Below are 17,244 nucleotides of genomic sequence, written 5' to 3'. Positions count from 1 at the left end.
GGGGGGGGAGGGTGGTGGTTTTTGCTTTCGGGGAGCTGGGTGCGGCCCACACGTTTGCTTTCCCCCCCCCACTCCTTGGGGGGGGGGGGGGGGTGGGGGGGGGGGGGCCGCCCCCCCCCCCCCCCCCCCACCGGGGGGCGGGGGCTACTGGTTGAGCTTCACGGGCAGTTCGGTCAGCCCGCGCATCACCAGGCCCGGGCGCCAGCGCAGTTCGGCGGCCGGGTCCTGGCGCTCCATGCGGGGGAAGCGCTCCAGCAGCTGGCGGAAGGCGATGTGCGCCTCCAGCCGGGCCAGCGGGGCGCCCAGGCAGTAGTGCATGCCGTAGCCGAAGGCCATGTGCTGGTTGGGGGCGCGCTCGGCGTCGAAGGTCATCGAGTCGTCGAAGACCTGCTCGTCGCGGTTGGCGGACAGCAGCGAGATCAGGACGAGTTCGCCCTCCTCGATGGTCTGCCCGCCCAGTTCCAGGGTCTCGGTGGCGACGCGGAAGCTGGCACCGGGCACCGGGCTCTCGAAGCGCAGGAACTCCTCCACGGCGGCCGGGATGGCGTCGTGGTCGGCGCGCAGCCGCGCGGCCAGCTCGGGCCGGTCCAGCAGCAGGGCGGTGCCGTTGCCGAGGAGGTTCACGGTGGTCTCGTAGCCGGCGATGATGAGCAGGAAGCACATCGAGGTCAGCTCGTGCTCGGCGAGCCGGTCCTCGTCGTCGCGGGCGGCGATCATCGCGGACAGCAGCTTGTCGTCCGGTTCGGCCCGCTTCTGCGCGACGAGGTCGCGGACGTAGTGGACGAACTCGGTGACCACGTCGACGGGGAAGTTCTGGGTGCCGACGCCCGCCAGGTAGGCGTTGGACCAGGTGCGGAAGCGCTCGTGGTCGGCGACGGGCACCCCGAGCAGCTCGCAGATGACCTGCATGGGCAGCGGGTAGGCGAGGTCGCGGATGGCGTCGGGCTGTTCCTGGACGGCCATCTTGTCCAGCAGGTCGCCGGTCATCTGCTCGATCATCGGCCTGAGGTGCTCGATCCGCTTGGCGGTGAACACCGAGGAGACCAGGCGCCGCAGCCGGGTGTGGTCGGTGCCGTCGACCCGGAGCATGTGGGTGCCCATGCTGGCGCGGATCTCGGCGGGCAGGACGTCCTGGGCGACGATCCGGGTGCCGATGCGGTTGGACAGCCGGGAGTCGCCGAGTCCGGCGCGGCAGTCGGCGTACCGGGTGACCAGCCACAGCGGCACGCCGTTGGGCAGTTCGACCTGGAAGAGCGGGCGGTCCTCGCGCAGGCGCTCGAAGAGGTGGTGCGGGGTCTTCACGCCGTAGTCGGCGTACAGGTCGGCGAAGGTGACCATGCGGGGTGTGCTCCTTGTGTGTCGGGCGGGGTGCCGGGGCCGGTGCGGGGCTCAGTCGAGGGCGGGCTGCCGGGCCGGCGCGGGTGCGGCGGCGGGGGGCCTGAGGGCCGGGATGCCCAGCGCGACCGCGCCGCCGGCCAGCAGGACCGCGACGCAGATCCACAGGCCGGGGATCATCGCGTCGGTGAAGGCCCGCGCGGAGGTGTAGGTGCCGCCGCGGGCGGTGAACACGGTGGTGAGGACGGCGATGCCGAGGGCGCTGCCGATCTCCCGGACGGTGGCGTTGGTGCCGGAGGCCTTGCCGATGTCCTGCGGCTGGACGGAGCCGACCACGACGGTCGCGCTCGGCGCGAAGATCAGTCCGGTGCCGATGCCGCACAGCATGTACGGCACCACCATCTGCCAGTCCGCGGTGGCCGGGTCGGAGATCAGCGCGCACCAGGCCAGGCCCACGGCGGCCAGTGCGAGGCCGGCCGCGATCAGCCGGGCCGGGCCCACCCTGGGGATGAGCTTGCCCGCGTACGGGGCGCAGATCGTCGGCATGACGGCCCAGGGCAGGGTCCACAGGCCGGCCACGAACGGCGAGTGGCCGCGGGCCACCTGGAGGTACTGGGCGAGGAAGAAGATCGACCCGAACAGCCCGAAGTACACCGCCAGGGACGAGAGGTTGGTCAGGGTGAAGGCGCGGCTGCGGTAGATCCGCAGCGGCAGCAGCGGTGCGGGGGCGCGGCGCTCCCACAGCACGAACGCCACCAGCAGGACGGCCGCGGCGGCGTACAGGCCGAGGACCCGGCCGGAGGTCCAGCCGTGGTCGCTGCTGTCCACGATGGCCCAGACGAGGGCGAGCACGCCGGCCGCGCCGAGCAGCAGTCCGAGCGGGTCCAGTCCGACGGCGGCGCCCCGGCTCTCGCAGTGCACGCGCAGCACCAGCGGCACGGCGACGAGCCCGATCGGGACGTTCAGCCAGAACAGCCAGTGCCAGCCGATGCCGGTGGTGACGGCGCCGCCGATCAGGGGGGCGATGCCGACGGCGAGGCTGCTGATGCTGGACCACACGCCGATGGCCACGCCCCGCTTCTCCGGGGGCACGGCCACGGTCAGCATGGTCAGCGACAGCGGCAGGACGGCCGCCGCGCTCATGCCCTGCAGGGCGCGCAGCGTGATGAGCGCGCCGGTGGAGGTGGACAGCGCGCAGCCGACGGAGAACAGCACGAACAGCGTGAGCCCGGTGACGAACACCTTGCGGCGCCCGTAGCGGTCGCCGAGGCCGGCCGCGACCAGCAGCAGGCCGGCGAAGCCGAGGATGTAGCTGTTGGTGACCCACTGCAGGCCCTGCACCGAGGCGTCCAGGTCGCGCCGGATGGACGCGAGGGCGTTGGTGACCACCAGGTTGTCCAGCGCGACCATGAACATCGGCAGGGACACGGCGAGGACGGTCAGTCCGAACGGCGGGCGTGCCGGGGCAGCCGCTTCGTTTGCCATCGATCGTTCTTTCTGTGTCGGGGGGCGGGGGCCGGCGAGGGGGGCGCCGGCCCGTGAGGGGGGCGGTCAGCGGAAGCGGGCCAGGTCCTCGGCGAGCGCCCGGACCACCCGGTCCTTCTGCTCGGCCAGGTAGAAGTGGCCGCCGGGGAAGGAGCGCAGCCGGAAGTCGCCCGCGGTGTGCGTGCGCCACTCCTCGGCCTCGGCGAGGCTGACCTGCGGGTCGTCGTCGCCGACGAGCACGCTGACCGGGCAGCGCAGGGGCGGCCCGGGCTCGTACCGGTACGACTCCACCGCCAGGTAGTCGCCACGGATGGCCGGCATGATCATCCGGATCACGTCGTCGTCCAGGAGCAGCCGGTCGTCGGTGCCGTTCAGGCGGCGGATCTCGCCGATGACCGCGTCGTCGTCCATGAAGCGGACCTTGGTGTCGCGCAGCGTGGGCGGGGCGGTGCGGCCGGAGGCGATCAGTCCGCGCAGGTCCAGGGCGGAGTCCCGCTCGATCCGGCGGGCCGCCTCGAAGGCCACGCAGGCGCCCATGCTGTGCCCGAACAGCACCAGCCGGCGCCGGGGCAGCGACCGCAGGACGGCGACGATCTCGTCGGCGAGCCGGGCGACCGAGGTGAGGGGCGGTTCGGCGCGCCGGTCCTGCCGTCCCGGGTACTGCACCGGCAGTACCTCGGCGGTGTCGGCCAGGGCGTCCGCGAGGGGGCGGAAGTAGCTGGCGGAGCCGCCGGCGTGCGGGAAGCAGACCAGCGTCAGGTCGCCGTCCTGGGGCGCCGGGTGGTAGGGGCGGAGCCAGAGTTCGTGTGCGGTGGGGGTGTTGGTCATCCCCGTACCTCCGTGCGCAGCCAGGACGCGATGGCGTCGGCGGTTGTCCGATGGTGGGTGTCGAGCATCGAGAAGTGGTCGCCGGGTACGTCGACCACGTGCTGGGCGTGCTCCCAGCCGGCCCCGCGTGCGCCCTGCTCGGCGCCGGGCACCTCGGCGGTGGCGCGCAGCAGCAGCACGGGGGTGTCCAGGGGGTGCGGGGTCCAGTCGGCGAAGGCCCGGAAGTAGCCGCCCATCGCCACCAGCCGCTGGTCGTCGAGGAGTTCGGCGGCCTCCTCGTTCTCCAGCAGCTGCGAGACCATCAGCCGGGTGCTGGAGCGGTCGGCGGCGCGGGAGAAGGTGTCGGCCAGGACGACGGCGGCGGCCGGGGTGCCGGCCGCCGCCAGGTGTTCGGCGACGGCGTGCGCGATCCAGCCGCCGGAGGACCGGCCGAGCAGCACCAGCGGGCGGTCCGCGGCGAGTTCGAGGGCGGTCTCGGCGTGCGCGGCGGTCAGCGCCCCGGCGGTGCGGGGCAGCGGTTCGCCGGGGGCGAAGCCGGGGTGCGGCAGCGCCCAGACCTCGCCGGTGGTGCCGAGGGCCGCGCCGAGCCGCAGGTACTCCTGCGGTCCGGAGACGGCGCTGAGCGAGGGGAAGCACAGCACGGCGAGGTCTCCGGTGCCGGCGGTGATCCGGACCGGGGCGGGCCAGCGGTCGGCGTCGGCGCGCCGGGCGAAGCCGGGCCGCAGGGCCGCGGCGGCGGTCAGCAGCGTGAAGCCCTCGGTGAGCCTGCCGGTGCGGTGGGCCTGCCGGAACAGCCCGGTCAGCGGGTCGCCGGCCGGTGCGCCGGGCGTGCCGGCCAGCCGCTCGGCGAGGTGGGCGGCCAGCGCGCGTGCCGTGGGGTGGTCGAAGACCAGGGTGGCGGGCAGCGGCAGCCCGGTGGAGTCCCGGAGCCGGTTGCGCAGGTGGAGCGCGGTCAGGGATTCGAACCCGAGTTCCACGAAGGACCGGTCCGGGTCGACGTCCTCCGGGCCGGCGTGGCCCAGGACGGCGGCGGCGGCCGCGCGGACGTGGTCGGTGACCGCGGCCGTCCGCTCCGCGTCGTCGGCGAGCCGGGCCAGGACCGCCGGCAGCGTCTCGGTGTCCTGCGCCGCGGCGGCGGGCACGGACGCGGCGGGCAGGGCGACGGCGGGCGTGGACGCCAGCCAGTACGAGCGCCGCTGGAAGGCGTAGCGCGGCAGTTCCACGCGCCGGCCGGCCGGGAGGGCGGCGGTGAGGTCGACGGCGCCACCGCGCACGTGGAGTTCGGCCACCGAGGCCAGGAAGCGGCCGGGGTGTCCCTCGTCGCGCACCAGGGAGCCGGTCACCGTGACGGCGTGCCCGGCCCCGGTGGCCTCGGCGGTCTCCGTCATGCCGCCGGCGAGCACGGGGTGCGGGCTCGCCTCCACGAGGTACCGGACGCCGTCCTGGACGAGCAGCCGTACCGTCTCCTCGAACCGCACGGTCCGGCGCAGGTTGCGGTACCAGTACCCGGCGTCCAGTTCGGTGCCGGTGAGCCGGGTGCCGGTGACGGACGAGTAGAAGGGCACCTCGGCGGGCTTGGGCGTGACGGCGGCCAGCCGGGCGAGCAGGTCCTCGCGGACGGCCTCGACCTGCGGCGAGTGGGAGGCGTAGTCCACCGGGATGCGGCGCACCCGCACCCCGTCCGCCTCGGCGGCCGCGCGGAACGCGTCCAGGGCGGCGGCCTCGCCGGCCACCACGGTGGCGCCGGGGCCGTTGACGGCGGCGACGGCGAGCCGGTCCGCCCACGGGGCGAGCCGGGCCGTCACCTGCGCGGCGGGGAGCGCGACCGACATCATGCCGCCGCCTCCGGCCAGCCGGGTCAGTACCCGGCTGCGCAGCGCGACCACCAGTGCGGCGTCCTCCAGCGACAGGGCGCCGGCGACACAGGCCGCCGCGATCTCGCCCTGCGAGTGCCCGGCGACGGCGTCCGGCTCGACGCCGTAGGACCGCCACAGGGCGGCCAGCGACACCATCACGGCGAACAGGGCGGGCTGGACCACGTCCACCCGGTCCAGCGAGGGCGCGTCCGGCTCGCCGCGCAGCACGGCGGTCAGCGACCAGTCCACGTGCGGGGCGAGCGCCTCCTCGCAGGCCCGCAGGCGGTCCCGGAACACCGGGGAGGCGGCGGCGAGCCCGGTGGTCATGCCCGGCCACTGGGAGCCCTGGCCCGGGAAGACGAAGGCGGTACGGCCGGCCGCGCGGGCGGCGGTGGTGCCGCGCACCGTCCCCGGGGCGTCCTGCCCGTCCGCCAGGGCGCCGAGCCGGGCCAGCAGCTCGTCCCGGCCGTCGGCGACCACGACCGCGCGGTGGTCCAGCGCGGCCCGCCCGGTGGCCAACGACCAGGCCACGTCGGCGACGGACAGCTCCGGGCGCTCGGCCAGATGCGCCCGCAGCCGGCCGGCCTGCGCCCGCAGGGCTCCGGGGGTACGGGCGGAGAGGAGGAAGGGGAGGGGGGTGGCGGGGGGTGCGTCGGCGGGGGCCGCTCCGGCCGGGTCCGCCTCCCCGGCGGCCGCCTCCGGGTTTCCCGTGGCCGACGTCGCGGCGGTGGCGGCACCGGTTCGGGGTGCCCCGGCGACGGCGTCGGCCGAGGCCACGCCGGCAGCGGCGGCACGGGCCGGGACTGCCCCGGGGGCGACCTCGTCGGCCCGGGTCTCCCCGGGGGCGGCTCCGGCCGGGGCCGCCGCGGTGACCGTCTCGGTGGTCGTCGCGGTGGTCGTCGCGGTGGTCGTCGTGCCGGGCGCGGGTTCGCCGGGCGGTGCCGGGGGCTCGGTGGGTTCCTCGTGCTGTTCCAGGATGACGTGGGCGTTGGTGCCGCTCATGCCGAAGGAGGAGACGGCGGCGCGGCGCGGGTGGTCCGCGCGGGGCCACGGCCGGGCCTCGGTCAGCAGCTCGACGGACCCGGCCGACCAGTCGATCCGCGGGGACGGCTCGTCGACGTGCAGGGTGCGGGGCAGGGTGCCGTGGCGCATGGCCTGCACCATCTTGATCACACCGCCGACGCCGGCCGCCGCCATGGTGTGCCCGATGTTCGACTTCAGCGAGCCGAGCCGCAGCGGCCGCCCGGCCGGCCGGTGCTGGCCGTAGGTGGCGAGCAGGGCCTGCGCCTCGATGGGGTCGCCGAGCCGGGTGCCGGTGCCGTGCGCCTCGACGGCGTCGACGTCCCCGGGCTTCAGCCGGGCGTCGGCCAGGGCCTGCCGGATCACCCGGCGCTGGGCCCGGCCGTTGGGCGCGGTCAGGCCGTTGCTGGCGCCGTCCTGGTTGACCGCGCTGCCCCGCACCACGGCCAGCACCGGGTGCCCGAGCCGCCGGGCGTCGGACAGCCGTTCCAGCAACAGCAGGCCCACGCCCTCGCCCCAGGCGGTGCCGTCGGCCGCGGCGGCGAAGGACTTGCAGCGGCCGTCGGGGGCCAGCCCGCCCTGGGCGCCGAAGTCCGCGAACGCGCCGGGCGAGCTCATCACGGTGGCGCCGCCCGCCAGGGCCATCGCGCACTCCCCGCGCCGCAGTGCCTGCGCGGCCAGGTGCAGCGCCACCAGGGAGGAGGAGCAGGCGGTGTCGACGGTGAGGGCCGGTCCCTCCAGACCGAGGAAGTAGGCGATCCGCCCGGAGGCGACGCTGCCGGAGTTGCCGGTGCTGAGGTAGCCCATCGCCTCGGCGGGGATGGCCTCGGCCCGGGTGGCGTAGTCGTGCAGGTTCAGTCCGGTGAAGACGCCGACCGGTTCGCCCCGGACGGCCGCCGGGTCCAGCCCGGCCGCCTCGAACACCTCCCAGGCCGCCTCCATCAGCAGCCGCTGCTGGGGGTCCATGGCCAGCGCCTCGCGCGGGGAGATGCCGAAGAAGTCGGCGTCGAACTCGTCGGCGTGGTGCAGGAATCCGCCCCGGCCCGCGGCGTGGTCCGGCCAGCCCCGGTTGTCCGGGAAGCCGGTGATGGCGTCCCGGCCCTCGGAGACCAGTTCCCACAGCCCGTCCGGGTCCTCGACCCCGCCCGGGTAGCGGCAGCTCATGCCGATGATCGCCACCGGTTCGTGCCGGCTCTCGGTCAGCTCGCGCACCTGCCGCCGGGCCTCGCGCAGGTCGGCCGTCGCGCGCTTGAGGTAGTCGAGGTACTTCGCCTCGTTGGTCACGGTTTGCGTGCTCACGGCGACTCCAGTTCGGCGTCCAGCAGGTCGAAGATCTCCTCGGCGGTGGCCGACTCCAGGTCGGTCGCCGCCGGGCGGTCCACCGGTCGCTCCGGGGCGCCGGTGAGGGCCCGCAGCCGGGCGTGGATCTCCTCGTGTTCGGGGCCCGCGCCGGGCAACGCGGCCAGCAGTTCCTCCAGCCGGTCCAGTTCGCGGTGGAGTGCGCGGACACCGGACAGTTCGGCCGCGGCCTCCTCCGCCAGCCGCTCGGCGAGCGCGGCGGGGGTGGGGCAGTCGAACAGCACGGTCGGCGGCACCTGGAGGCCGGTGGCCGCCGTCACCTGGTCGCGCAGTTCCACGGCGGTGAGCGAGTCGATGCCGATGTCCTTGAAGGACTGCGCCGGGTCCACGTCGTCGGGACCGGCGTGCCCGAAGACCACGGCGGTGCCCCGGCGGACGATGTCCAGCAGGGCGCGGGCCCGCTCGTCCGGTGCCAGCGCGAGCAGCCGCTCCCTGGCCCCGGGCGCGGCGGCGGGCGCGGCCGTGACCGCGCGCCGGGCCGGCGGGGACGCGGGGGCGGTACGGTCCGCCGCCGGGCGGGGCAGGCCGGCCGGTACGGGGCCCAGGGCCACCCGGTCGGCGGAGGCGACCGGGTGGCCGGCCGGGTCGGTGAGCAGCACCGAGACGGCGTCCGGCGCGACCGGGGTGATCCGGACCCGGGCGCTCGTGGCCCCGGTGGCGTGCAGGGTCACGCCGGACCAGGCGACGGGCAGCGGCCCGGCCGGACCCACCAGGCCCAGCGGGTGCAGCGCGCCGTCCAGCAGGACGGGGTGGATGCCGTACCGCTCCGCGTCCCGCGCCTCGTCCGCCCCGAGGGCGACCTCGGCGAACAGCTCCGCGTCCCGGCGCCACAGGGCCCGTACGGTCCGGAACGCCGGCCCGTGCGCGAGCCCGGCCGCCGTGAGCAGCCCGTACAGCTCGTCGGCCGCGACCGGTTCGGCCCCGGTGGGGGGCCAGGGGGCGGGGGCGGTGTCCGTGGTCGGGCTCTTGGCGGCGGGACCTTCCGGGGCGGGGCCCGTGGCCGGGGCGTCGGCCGGCGCCGGTCCGGCGGGGCGCAGGGTGCCGTGGGCGTTGCGGGTCCAGCCGCCGGGACCGGACGCGCTGTCGGGCCGCGTGTGCAGTTCGACGGTGCGGTGGCCGTCGGTGAACGGGCCGACCGACAGGCGCAGTTGGACCGCTCCCCGCACCGGAAGGACGAGCGGGGCGTCCAGGGCGAGGTCCCCGATCGCGCCGCAGCCGGTCTCGTCCCCGGCGCGCAGGACCGTCTCCAGCACGGCCGAGGCGGGCAGCACCGGCGTTCCGCCGAGGGTGTGCCCGGCGAGCCAGGGGTGGGTGCCGGCGCCGAGGCGGCCGGTGAACACCATCCCGCCGGAGCCCGGCAGTTCGACGGCGGCGCCCAGCAGCGGGTGGTCCGCCGCGCCGAGCCCGGCCGCGCCCAGGTCCTCCGGGCCGGCGGGCGGCGCGTCGAGCCAGTACCGCTGCCGCTGGAAGGCGTAGGTGGGCAGCTCGGCGCGGGGCGGGCGGGGGCCGTCGAACGCCGTCGACCAGTCCACCGGGGTGCCGCTGAACGCCGCCCAGTCCACGGCGGTGCCGTGCGCGTGCAGCCGGATCACGGCCTTGGCGAGGCTCCGCGCCTCGTCGGCGCCACCGCGCAGAGTCGGCACGAAGGTGACGGAACCGGCGTTCTCCGGCAGGCAGTTGGGGCCCATCGCGGACAGCACCCCGTCCGGGCCGACCTCCAGGAAGGTGGTCACCCCGTCGGCCGCCAGGGCGGACACGGCGTCGTGGAAGCGCACGGGCTGCCGTACGTGCCGCACCCAGTACTCGGGGCCGCCCGGTTCCTCCGCCGGCACCGGTCCGCCGGTCACGGTGGAGACGAACGGCGTGCCGGCCCCGGCGTACCGCACGCTCCGCGCCACCTCGGCGAAGGCATCGAGCATGGGGTCCATGAGCGGTGAGTGGAAGGCGTGGCTGACCTCCAGCCGCTTGGTCTTGCGGCCCCGCTCGCGCAGCCGCCCGGCGATGTCCAGTACGGCGTCCTCGGCGCCGGACAGGACGACGGCGGCGGGCCCGTTGACGGCGGCGACGCCGACCCGGTCCGCCGTCTCGGCGACGAGGGGGAGGACTTCGGACTCGGTGGCCTGTACGGCGATCATGGCGCCGCCCGCCGGCAGGTCCTGCATCAGCCGTCCGCGTGCCGCGACCAGGGCGGCGGCGTCCGGCAGCGAGAGGACGCCGGTGACGTGTGCGGCGGCCAGTTCGCCGATGGAGTGCCCGGCCACGGCGTCGGGCCGGACGCCCCAGTGTGCGAGGAGCCGGTAGAGGGCGACCTCCAGGGCGAACACGGCGGGCTGGGTGAACCCGGTCTGATGGATCAGGCCGGCCTCGGGGCTGTCCGCGCCGGCGAAGACGACGTCCTTCAGGGGCCGGCCGAGATGCGGGTCGAGGGCGGCGCACACCTCGTCGAAGGCCGTGGCGTAGACGGGGTAGGTGTCGTACAACCCCCTTCCCATGCCGAGGCGTTGGCTGCCCTGGCCGGTGAAGAGGACGGCGAGCCGGCCGGAGTCGCGCCGGCCCTCGGCGACCTCGGCGGCGGGTTCGCCGGCGGCCACGGCGGCCAGTCCGCGCAGGAGTTCGGCGCGGTCCTGGGCGAGTACCACGGCGCGGTGTCCGAACGTGGTCCGGGTGGTCAGCAGGGCGTGCCCGGTCGCGGCCAGGTCGAGTCCGGGGCGTGCGGTGACGAAGGCGTGCAGCCGCTCGGCCTGCGCACGCAGCGCCGCCTGGGTCTTGCCGGAGACCACCCAGGGGACCGGGGCGAGGTCCGTCCGCGTGGCCTCTTCGGGTTCGGGGGCCTGTTCGAGGATGACGTGGGCGTTGGTGCCGCTCAGTCCGAAGGAGGACACGGCGGCCCGGCGCGGCCGGTCGACCTCGGGCCACTCCCGTGCCTCGGTCAGCAGCTCCACCGCGCCCGCCGACCAGTCCACGTGCGACGACGGCGCGTCCACGTGCAGGGTCTTCGGCAGCACACCGTGCCGCAGCGCCATCACCATCTTGATGACCCCACCCACACCCGCAGCCGCCTGAGCATGCCCGATATTCGACTTCAACGACCCCAGGAACAGCGGCTGTTCGGCGGGCCGCTCCTGACCGTAGGTCGCCAGCAGCGCCTGCGCCTCGATCGGATCACCCAGCCGCGTCCCCGTCCCGTGCGCCTCCACGGCGTCCACATCGGCAGCGGTGAGCCGGGCGTCGGCGAGCGCCTGCCGGATCACCCGCTGCTGCGAAGGACCGTTCGGCGCGGTCAGCCCGTTGCTGGCACCGTCCTGGTTGACGGCACTCCCCCGCACCACGGCCAGCACCGGATGACCCAGCCGCAGCGCGTCCGACAACCGCTCCACCACCAGCACACCGGCGCCCTCGGCCCAGCCGGTGCCGTCCGCGCCCTCGGCGAACGCCTTGCACCGCCCGTCCGGGGACAGCCCCCGCTGCCGGCTGAAGTCCAGGAACGCGGCCGGCGACGACATCACCGTCACCCCGCCCGCCAGCGCCATCGAGCACTCGCCCCGCCGCAGCGCCTGCACCGCCAGGTGCAGGGTGACCAGCGACGACGAACACGCCGTATCGACCGTGACGGCCGGGCCCTCCAGGCCGAAGGTGTACGACAGCCGGCCGGCCGCCACACTGCCCGCCGTGCCGGTGCCGCGGAACGCCTCCAGTTCCTCGGGGATGGCGCGCAGCCGGGTGAGGTAGTCGCGGTTCATCAGGCCCATGTAGACGCCGGTCCGGCTGCCGCGCAGCGACACCGGGTCGATACCCGCCCGCTCGACGGCCTCCCAGGACGTCTCCAGCAGCAGCCGCTGCTGCGGGTCCATCGCCAGCGCCTCACGCGGCGAGATCCCGAAGAAGGCCGCGTCGAACTCGGCCGCGTCATGCAGGAAGCCGCCTTCGCGGGTGTAGACCTTGCCGCGTACGCCCGGGTCGGGGTCGTAGAGACCGTCCAGGTCCCAGCCCCGGTCGGCGGGGAACCCGGAGATCGCGTCCGAGCCGCCCGCCACCAGCTCCCACAGCTCCTCCGGGGACCGCACCCCGCCGGGGAACCGGCAGCCGATCCCGACGATGGCCACCGGCTCGTCCTCCGCACCGGAGCCGGCAGCGGGCCGGGTGGTGCCGGTGTCGGCGTGCTCGGCCAGGAGTTCCCGGCGCAGGTACTCCGCCAGCGCGGCCGGGGTCGGGTAGTCGAAGACGAGGGTGGGGGGCAGGGCCAGCCCGGTGAGGGGGCTGAGCGCGTTGCGCAGTTCGACGGCGCTGAGCGAGTCGACGCCGAGGTCGCGGAAGGTGTGCCGGGCGCCGATGGCGTCGGGTGCCGTGTGGCCGAGGACGGTCGCGGCGTGGGTGCGGACCAGGTCGAGGAGCAGGCCGTCGCGTTCGGCGGCGGGCAGCGCCAGCAGCCGGTCGCGCAGCGTCGTGGCGGGCGCGGTGGCGGCCCGGGCGGCGCGGCGGGCGGTGCGGATCAGCCCGCCGAGCAGCGGCGGCACCTCCCGGCCGGGGCGGGGCGCGGTGTCCAGGCGCATCGGGAGCAGGGCCGCCCGGCCGGCGGTGAGGCAGGCGTCGAAGAGCGCGAGTCCGTCCTCGACGGTGAGCGGGACGAACCCGGCCCGTTCGATGCGCGCGAGGTCCGTCCCGGCGAGGTGGCCGGTGATGCCGCTGCGCTCGCCCCACAGGCCCCAGGCCAGCGACAGCGCGGGCAGGCCGGCCGCGCGGCGGTGGGCGGCCAGGCCGTCCAGGAAGGCGTTGGCCGCCGCGTACGCGCCCTGTCCCGCGCCGCCGAACACCCCGGCGGCGGAGGAGAACAGCACGAACTGGTCGAGGTCCGTGTCCCGGGTGAGTGCGTGGAGGTGGAGTGCGGCGTCGGCCTTGGGCCGCAGCACCGCGTCGGCCTGCTCCGGGGTGAGGGATTCCAGCAGCCCGTCGGCGACGACCCCGGCCGTGTGCACGACGCCGGTCAGCGGGTGTGCGGCGGGGATGGCGGCGAGGGTCGCGGCGAGGGCGGTCCGGTCGGCCACGTCGCAGGCGACGACCGACACGGTGGCGCCCAGCGCGCCCAGGTCGGCCGCCAGTGCCCCGGCGCCCTCGGCGGCCGGGCCCCGCCGGCTGGTGAGCAGCAGGTGCCGCACCCCGTGCGCCGTCACCAGATGCCGCGCCAGGGCGGCGCCGAGGGTGCCGGTGCCGCCGGTGATCAGCACGGTCCCGCCCGGCCGGAAGGCGGGGGTGGACTGCTCGGCGGCCGGGGCCCCGCCGGTGGTCTCCGCCCGTACCAGCCGGGCCACCGACCAGGTGCCGGCGCGGACGAGGAACTGCGGCTCGGTGCCGAGTACGGCCTCCGTCGGCGGGGCTTCGGGCCGGTCGGTGTCGACCAGGACGAACCGGCCGGGGTGCTCGGTCTGCGCGGAGCGGACCAGGCCGTGCAGCGCGGCGGCGGCCGGGTGGGTGACCTGCTCCCCCGTCGCGCCGCTGGTGACGAGGACCAGGCGGGCGGCGGCGAAGCGGTCGTCGGCCAGCCAGTCGCGCAGCAGCCGCAGCGTGCGGTGGACGGCGTCGTGCAGGTCGTCCGGTCCGGGACGCTCGTGGACGACCACGGCGTCCGGCAGGGCCGTCCCGTCGTCGAGCGCGGCGGCGAGGGCCGCCAGGTCCGGGTAGTGGTCGTCCGCGGCGGGGCCGACGCCGGCCCAGCGGCCGGGGGCCAGCGGCTGCGCCGGGTCCGCGGGCAGCCAGTCGAGCCGGTACAAGGCGTCCGCGGCCGGCGAGGTGCGCAGCGCGTCGGCGGTGACGGGGCGTACCGTCAGCGCGTCGACGGACACCACCGGCGCTCCGGTCGGGTCGGCGACCGCGAGGCTCATCGCGTCCTGGCCGGCCGGGGCCAGCCGCACCCGGAGCGTGTCGGCGCCGGTCGCGTGGAGCCGTACGCCGGACCAGTGGAACGGCAGCCGCGGCCGGTCCCGGCCGGCCGGTGCGGCGAGGCTCCAGGCGTGCAGCGCGCTGTCCAGGAGGGCGGGGTGGAGGCCGTAGCCCTCGGCCGGTTCACCGGTGAGGGCGACCTCGGCGTAGATCTCGGGGCCGCGCCGCCAGGCCGCGCGGACGCCCCGGAAGGCCGGGCCGTAGTCGAGTCCGGCGGCGGCGAGGTCGTCGTACAGCGTGTCCACGGGCAGCGGCCGTGCGTCCCGCGGCGGCCAGACGGCGAGGTCGAAGCCGGGTTCGCCGGGTTCGCCGGGGGTCAGGGTGGCGGTGGCGTGCCGGGTCCAGGGCCGGTCGGGTACGTCGTCGGGCCGGGCGAAGACGGTCAGTTCCCGGCGGCCCGTCCCGTCGGCGGCCGCGACGGCCAGCTGGATCTGCACGGCGCCGTGACCGGGCAGGACGAGCGGCGACTCCAGGGTCAGCTGCCCGATCGCGCGGCAGCCGGACAGGTCGGCCGCGTGGAGCGCCAGGTCGGCGAGGGCGGTGCCGGGCAGCAGCACCGTACCGGCCACCGCGTGGTCCGCGAGCCACGGGTGGGTGCGCACCGACAGCCGCCCGGTGAGCAGCAGTTCGTCGGCGCCGGCCACCGACACCGCCGCGCCCAGCAGGGGGTGGCCGGCGGCGCCCAGGCCCAGTTCGGCGGGGCGGGCGGGGCCGGTGGCCGGGGAGTCGGCGAGCCAGTAGTGGGCGTGGTCGAAGGCGTAGGTGGGCAGGTCGGTGCGGCGCGGGGCGAGGTGCCCGAAGAAGGCGTCGGCGTCGATGTCGGCGCCGCGCGCGTACAGGTGGGCGAGGGCGGTCAGCAGGGTGTCGGGCTCGGGGCGGCCCTCGGCGAGGGTGGGCAGCAGCACGGCGTCGCTGTCCTCGGCGAGGCATTCGCGGCCCATCAGGGACTGCATCGCGACCGGGCCGAGTTCCAGGTAGGTGCGCACGCCCTCGGCCTCCAGGGTGCGCATGCCGTCCAGGAACCGTACGGCGCCCCGGACGTGGCGGCCCCAGTATTCCGGGGCGCACAGTTCGTCGGGGTCGGCGAGCCGGCCGTCGAGGCAGTTGACGACGGGGATGCGCGGCCGGTGGAGGTCCAGGTCCCGGACGGCGGCGACGAACGGTTCGAGGACCGGTTCCATGTGCGCGGAGTGGAACGCCCGGCCGAAGGACATCCGGTGGGTGCGCCGGCCGGCGGCCCGCCATTCCTCGCCGATCCGCGCGACGAGTTCCTCGTCACCGGAGACGACGACCTGGCGGGGTCCGTTGACCAGGGCGATGTCGACGGTGCCGGTGCGGCCCTCCAGGGAGGCGCGGACCTCTTCCTCGGACGCCTCGATCGCGACCATGGTGCCGCCGGGCGGTGTCTGCTGGAGCAGTCGGCCGCGGGTGGTGACGAAGGCCGCCGCGTCCTCCAGGGACAGCGCCCCGGTGACGTGCAGGAGGGCCGAGTCGCCGTTGGAGCCGCCGAAGACGACGTCGGGCCGGATGCCCCAGTGTTCGAGGAGCCGGTAGAGGGCGACCTCCAGGGCGAACACCGCCGGGTGGCCGTACTCGGCCTGGGCCAGCAGCGCGGCCTCGGGGGTGTCCTCGGCCGCGAAGACGATGTCCTTCAGCGGCCGTCCGAGACGTGGGTCGAGGGCGGCGCACACCTCGTCGAAGGCCGCGGCGTAGGCCGGGAAGGCGCCGTACAACTCGCGGCCCATGCCGAGGCGCTGGCTGCCCTGGAAGGTGAACAGGAAGGCCAGTTTGCCGTCGTCGCGCGCGCCCCGGACCACGTGCGGGGAGGCTTCGCCGGCGGCCAGCGCGGCGAGGCCGGCCAGCAGTCCGGCGCGGTCCCCGGCCAGGACGACGGCCCGGTGGTCGAAGCCGGCGCGGCGGCGCAGCAGCGAGTAGGCGGTGTCGACCAGGTCGAGTCCGGGCCGCTCGGCGACGAACGCGCGCAGCCGCTCGGCCTGCGCGCGCAGCGCCGTCTCGGACTTGGCCGACAGCACCCAGGGCAGCGACCCGTGCGGCGGGCGGGAGACCGCTTCCGGCTGCGGCGCGGTGACCTCTTCGAGGATGACGTGGGCGTTGGTGCCGCTCAGCCCGAAGGAGGACACGGCGGCCCGGCGCGGCCGGTCGACCTCGGGCCACTCCCGTGCCTCGGTCAGCAGCTCCACCGCGCCCGCCGACCAGTCCACATGCGACGACGGCGCGTCCACGTGCAAGGTCTTCGGCAGCACACCGTGCCGCAGCGCCATCACCATCTTGATGACCCCACCCACACCCGCAGCCGCCTGAGCATGCCCGATATTCGACTTCAACGACCCCAGGAACAGCGGCTGTTCGGCGGGCCGCTCCTGACCGTAGGTCGCCAGCAGCGCCTGCGCCTCGATCGGATCACCCAGCCGCGTCCCCGTCCCGTGCGCCTCCACGGCGTCCACATCGGCGGCGGTGAGCCGGGCGTCGGCGAGCGCCTGCCGGATCACCCGCTGCTGCGAAGGACCGTTCGGCGCGGTCAGCCCGTTGCTGGCACCGTCCTGGTTGACGGCACTCCCCCGCACCACGGCCAGCACCGGATGACCCAGCCGCAGAGCGTCCGACAACCGCTCCACGACGAGGACGCCCACGCCCTCGCCGAAGCCGGTGCCGTCCGCGTCCTCGGCGAACGCCTTGCACCGCCCGTCCGGGGACAGCCCCCGCTGCCGGCTGAAGTCCAGGAACGCGGCCGGCGACGACATCACCGTCACCCCGCCCGCCAGCGCCATCGAGCACTCGCCCCGCCGCAGCGCCTGCACCGCCAGGTGCAGGGTGACCAGCGACGACGAACACGCCGTGTCCACCGTGAGGGTGGGGCCCTCCAGGCCGAAGGTGTACGCGATGCGTCCGGCCGCGATGCTGCCCGCCGTACCGGTGCCGAGGTGCCCTTCCAGGTCCTCCGGCACCCCGGCGGCGTGGACGGCGTAGTCGTGGTACATCAGGCCCATGTAGACGCCGGTCCGGCTGCCGCGCAGCGACACCGGGTCGATGCCCGCCCGCTCGAACGCCTCCCACGACGTCTCCAGCAGCAACCGCTGCTGCGGATCCATCGCCAGCGCCTCACGCGGCGAGATCCCGAAGAAGGCCGCGTCGAACTCGGCCGCGTCGTGCAGGAAGCCGCCCTGGCGGGCGTAGACCTTCCCGCGCGCCTCCGGGTCGGGGTCGTAGAGACCGTCCAGGTCCCAGCCCCGGTCGGCGGGGAACCCGGAGATCGCGTCCGAGCCGCCCGCCACCAGCTCCCACAGCTCCTCCGGAGACCGCACCCCGCCGGGGAACCGGCAGCCGATCCCGACGATGGCCACCGGCTCGTGCGCCTTGGCGTCGACGTCGCCGAGCCTCTGGTTCGCCTGCCGGAGGTCGGCCGTCA

General features: G+C 75.9%; 3 protein-coding genes and 2 pseudogenes. All 5 read right to left on the bottom strand.

Annotated elements, in window-relative coordinates:
- Positions 1–144: 144 nt before the first annotated feature.
- Positions 145–1,338: a cytochrome P450 family protein gene (locus ACZ4W9_RS22285; protein WP_467938424.1), complete on the bottom strand. Its 1,194-nt coding sequence runs from the start codon at positions 1,336–1,338 to the stop codon at positions 145–147.
- A gap of 51 nt (positions 1,339–1,389) precedes the next feature.
- Positions 1,390–2,820, bottom strand: coding sequence for an MFS transporter (locus tag ACZ4W9_RS22280; RefSeq protein WP_467938422.1), 1,431 nt, complete (start codon positions 2,818–2,820; stop codon positions 1,390–1,392).
- 66 nt (positions 2,821–2,886) lie between these two features.
- The gene (locus tag ACZ4W9_RS22275; protein ID WP_467938420.1) at positions 2,887–3,648 is read right to left on the bottom strand and encodes a thioesterase II family protein; all 762 of its coding nucleotides are present in this window, start codon (positions 3,646–3,648) and stop codon (positions 2,887–2,889) included.
- A pseudogene (locus ACZ4W9_RS22270) lies at positions 3,645–7,802 on the bottom strand (type I polyketide synthase); the annotation flags it as partial. The gene ACZ4W9_RS22275 and the pseudogene ACZ4W9_RS22270, both read right to left, overlap by 4 nt.
- Positions 7,803–8,062: 260 nt before the next feature.
- A pseudogene (locus tag ACZ4W9_RS22265) lies at positions 8,063–17,242 on the bottom strand (SDR family NAD(P)-dependent oxidoreductase); the annotation flags it as partial.
- Positions 17,243–17,244 lie beyond the last annotated feature (2 nt).

It is taken from the genome of Streptomyces sp. NPDC029296, assembly GCF_055569255.1.
This window is presented reverse-complemented; position numbering and strand designations above follow the sequence as displayed.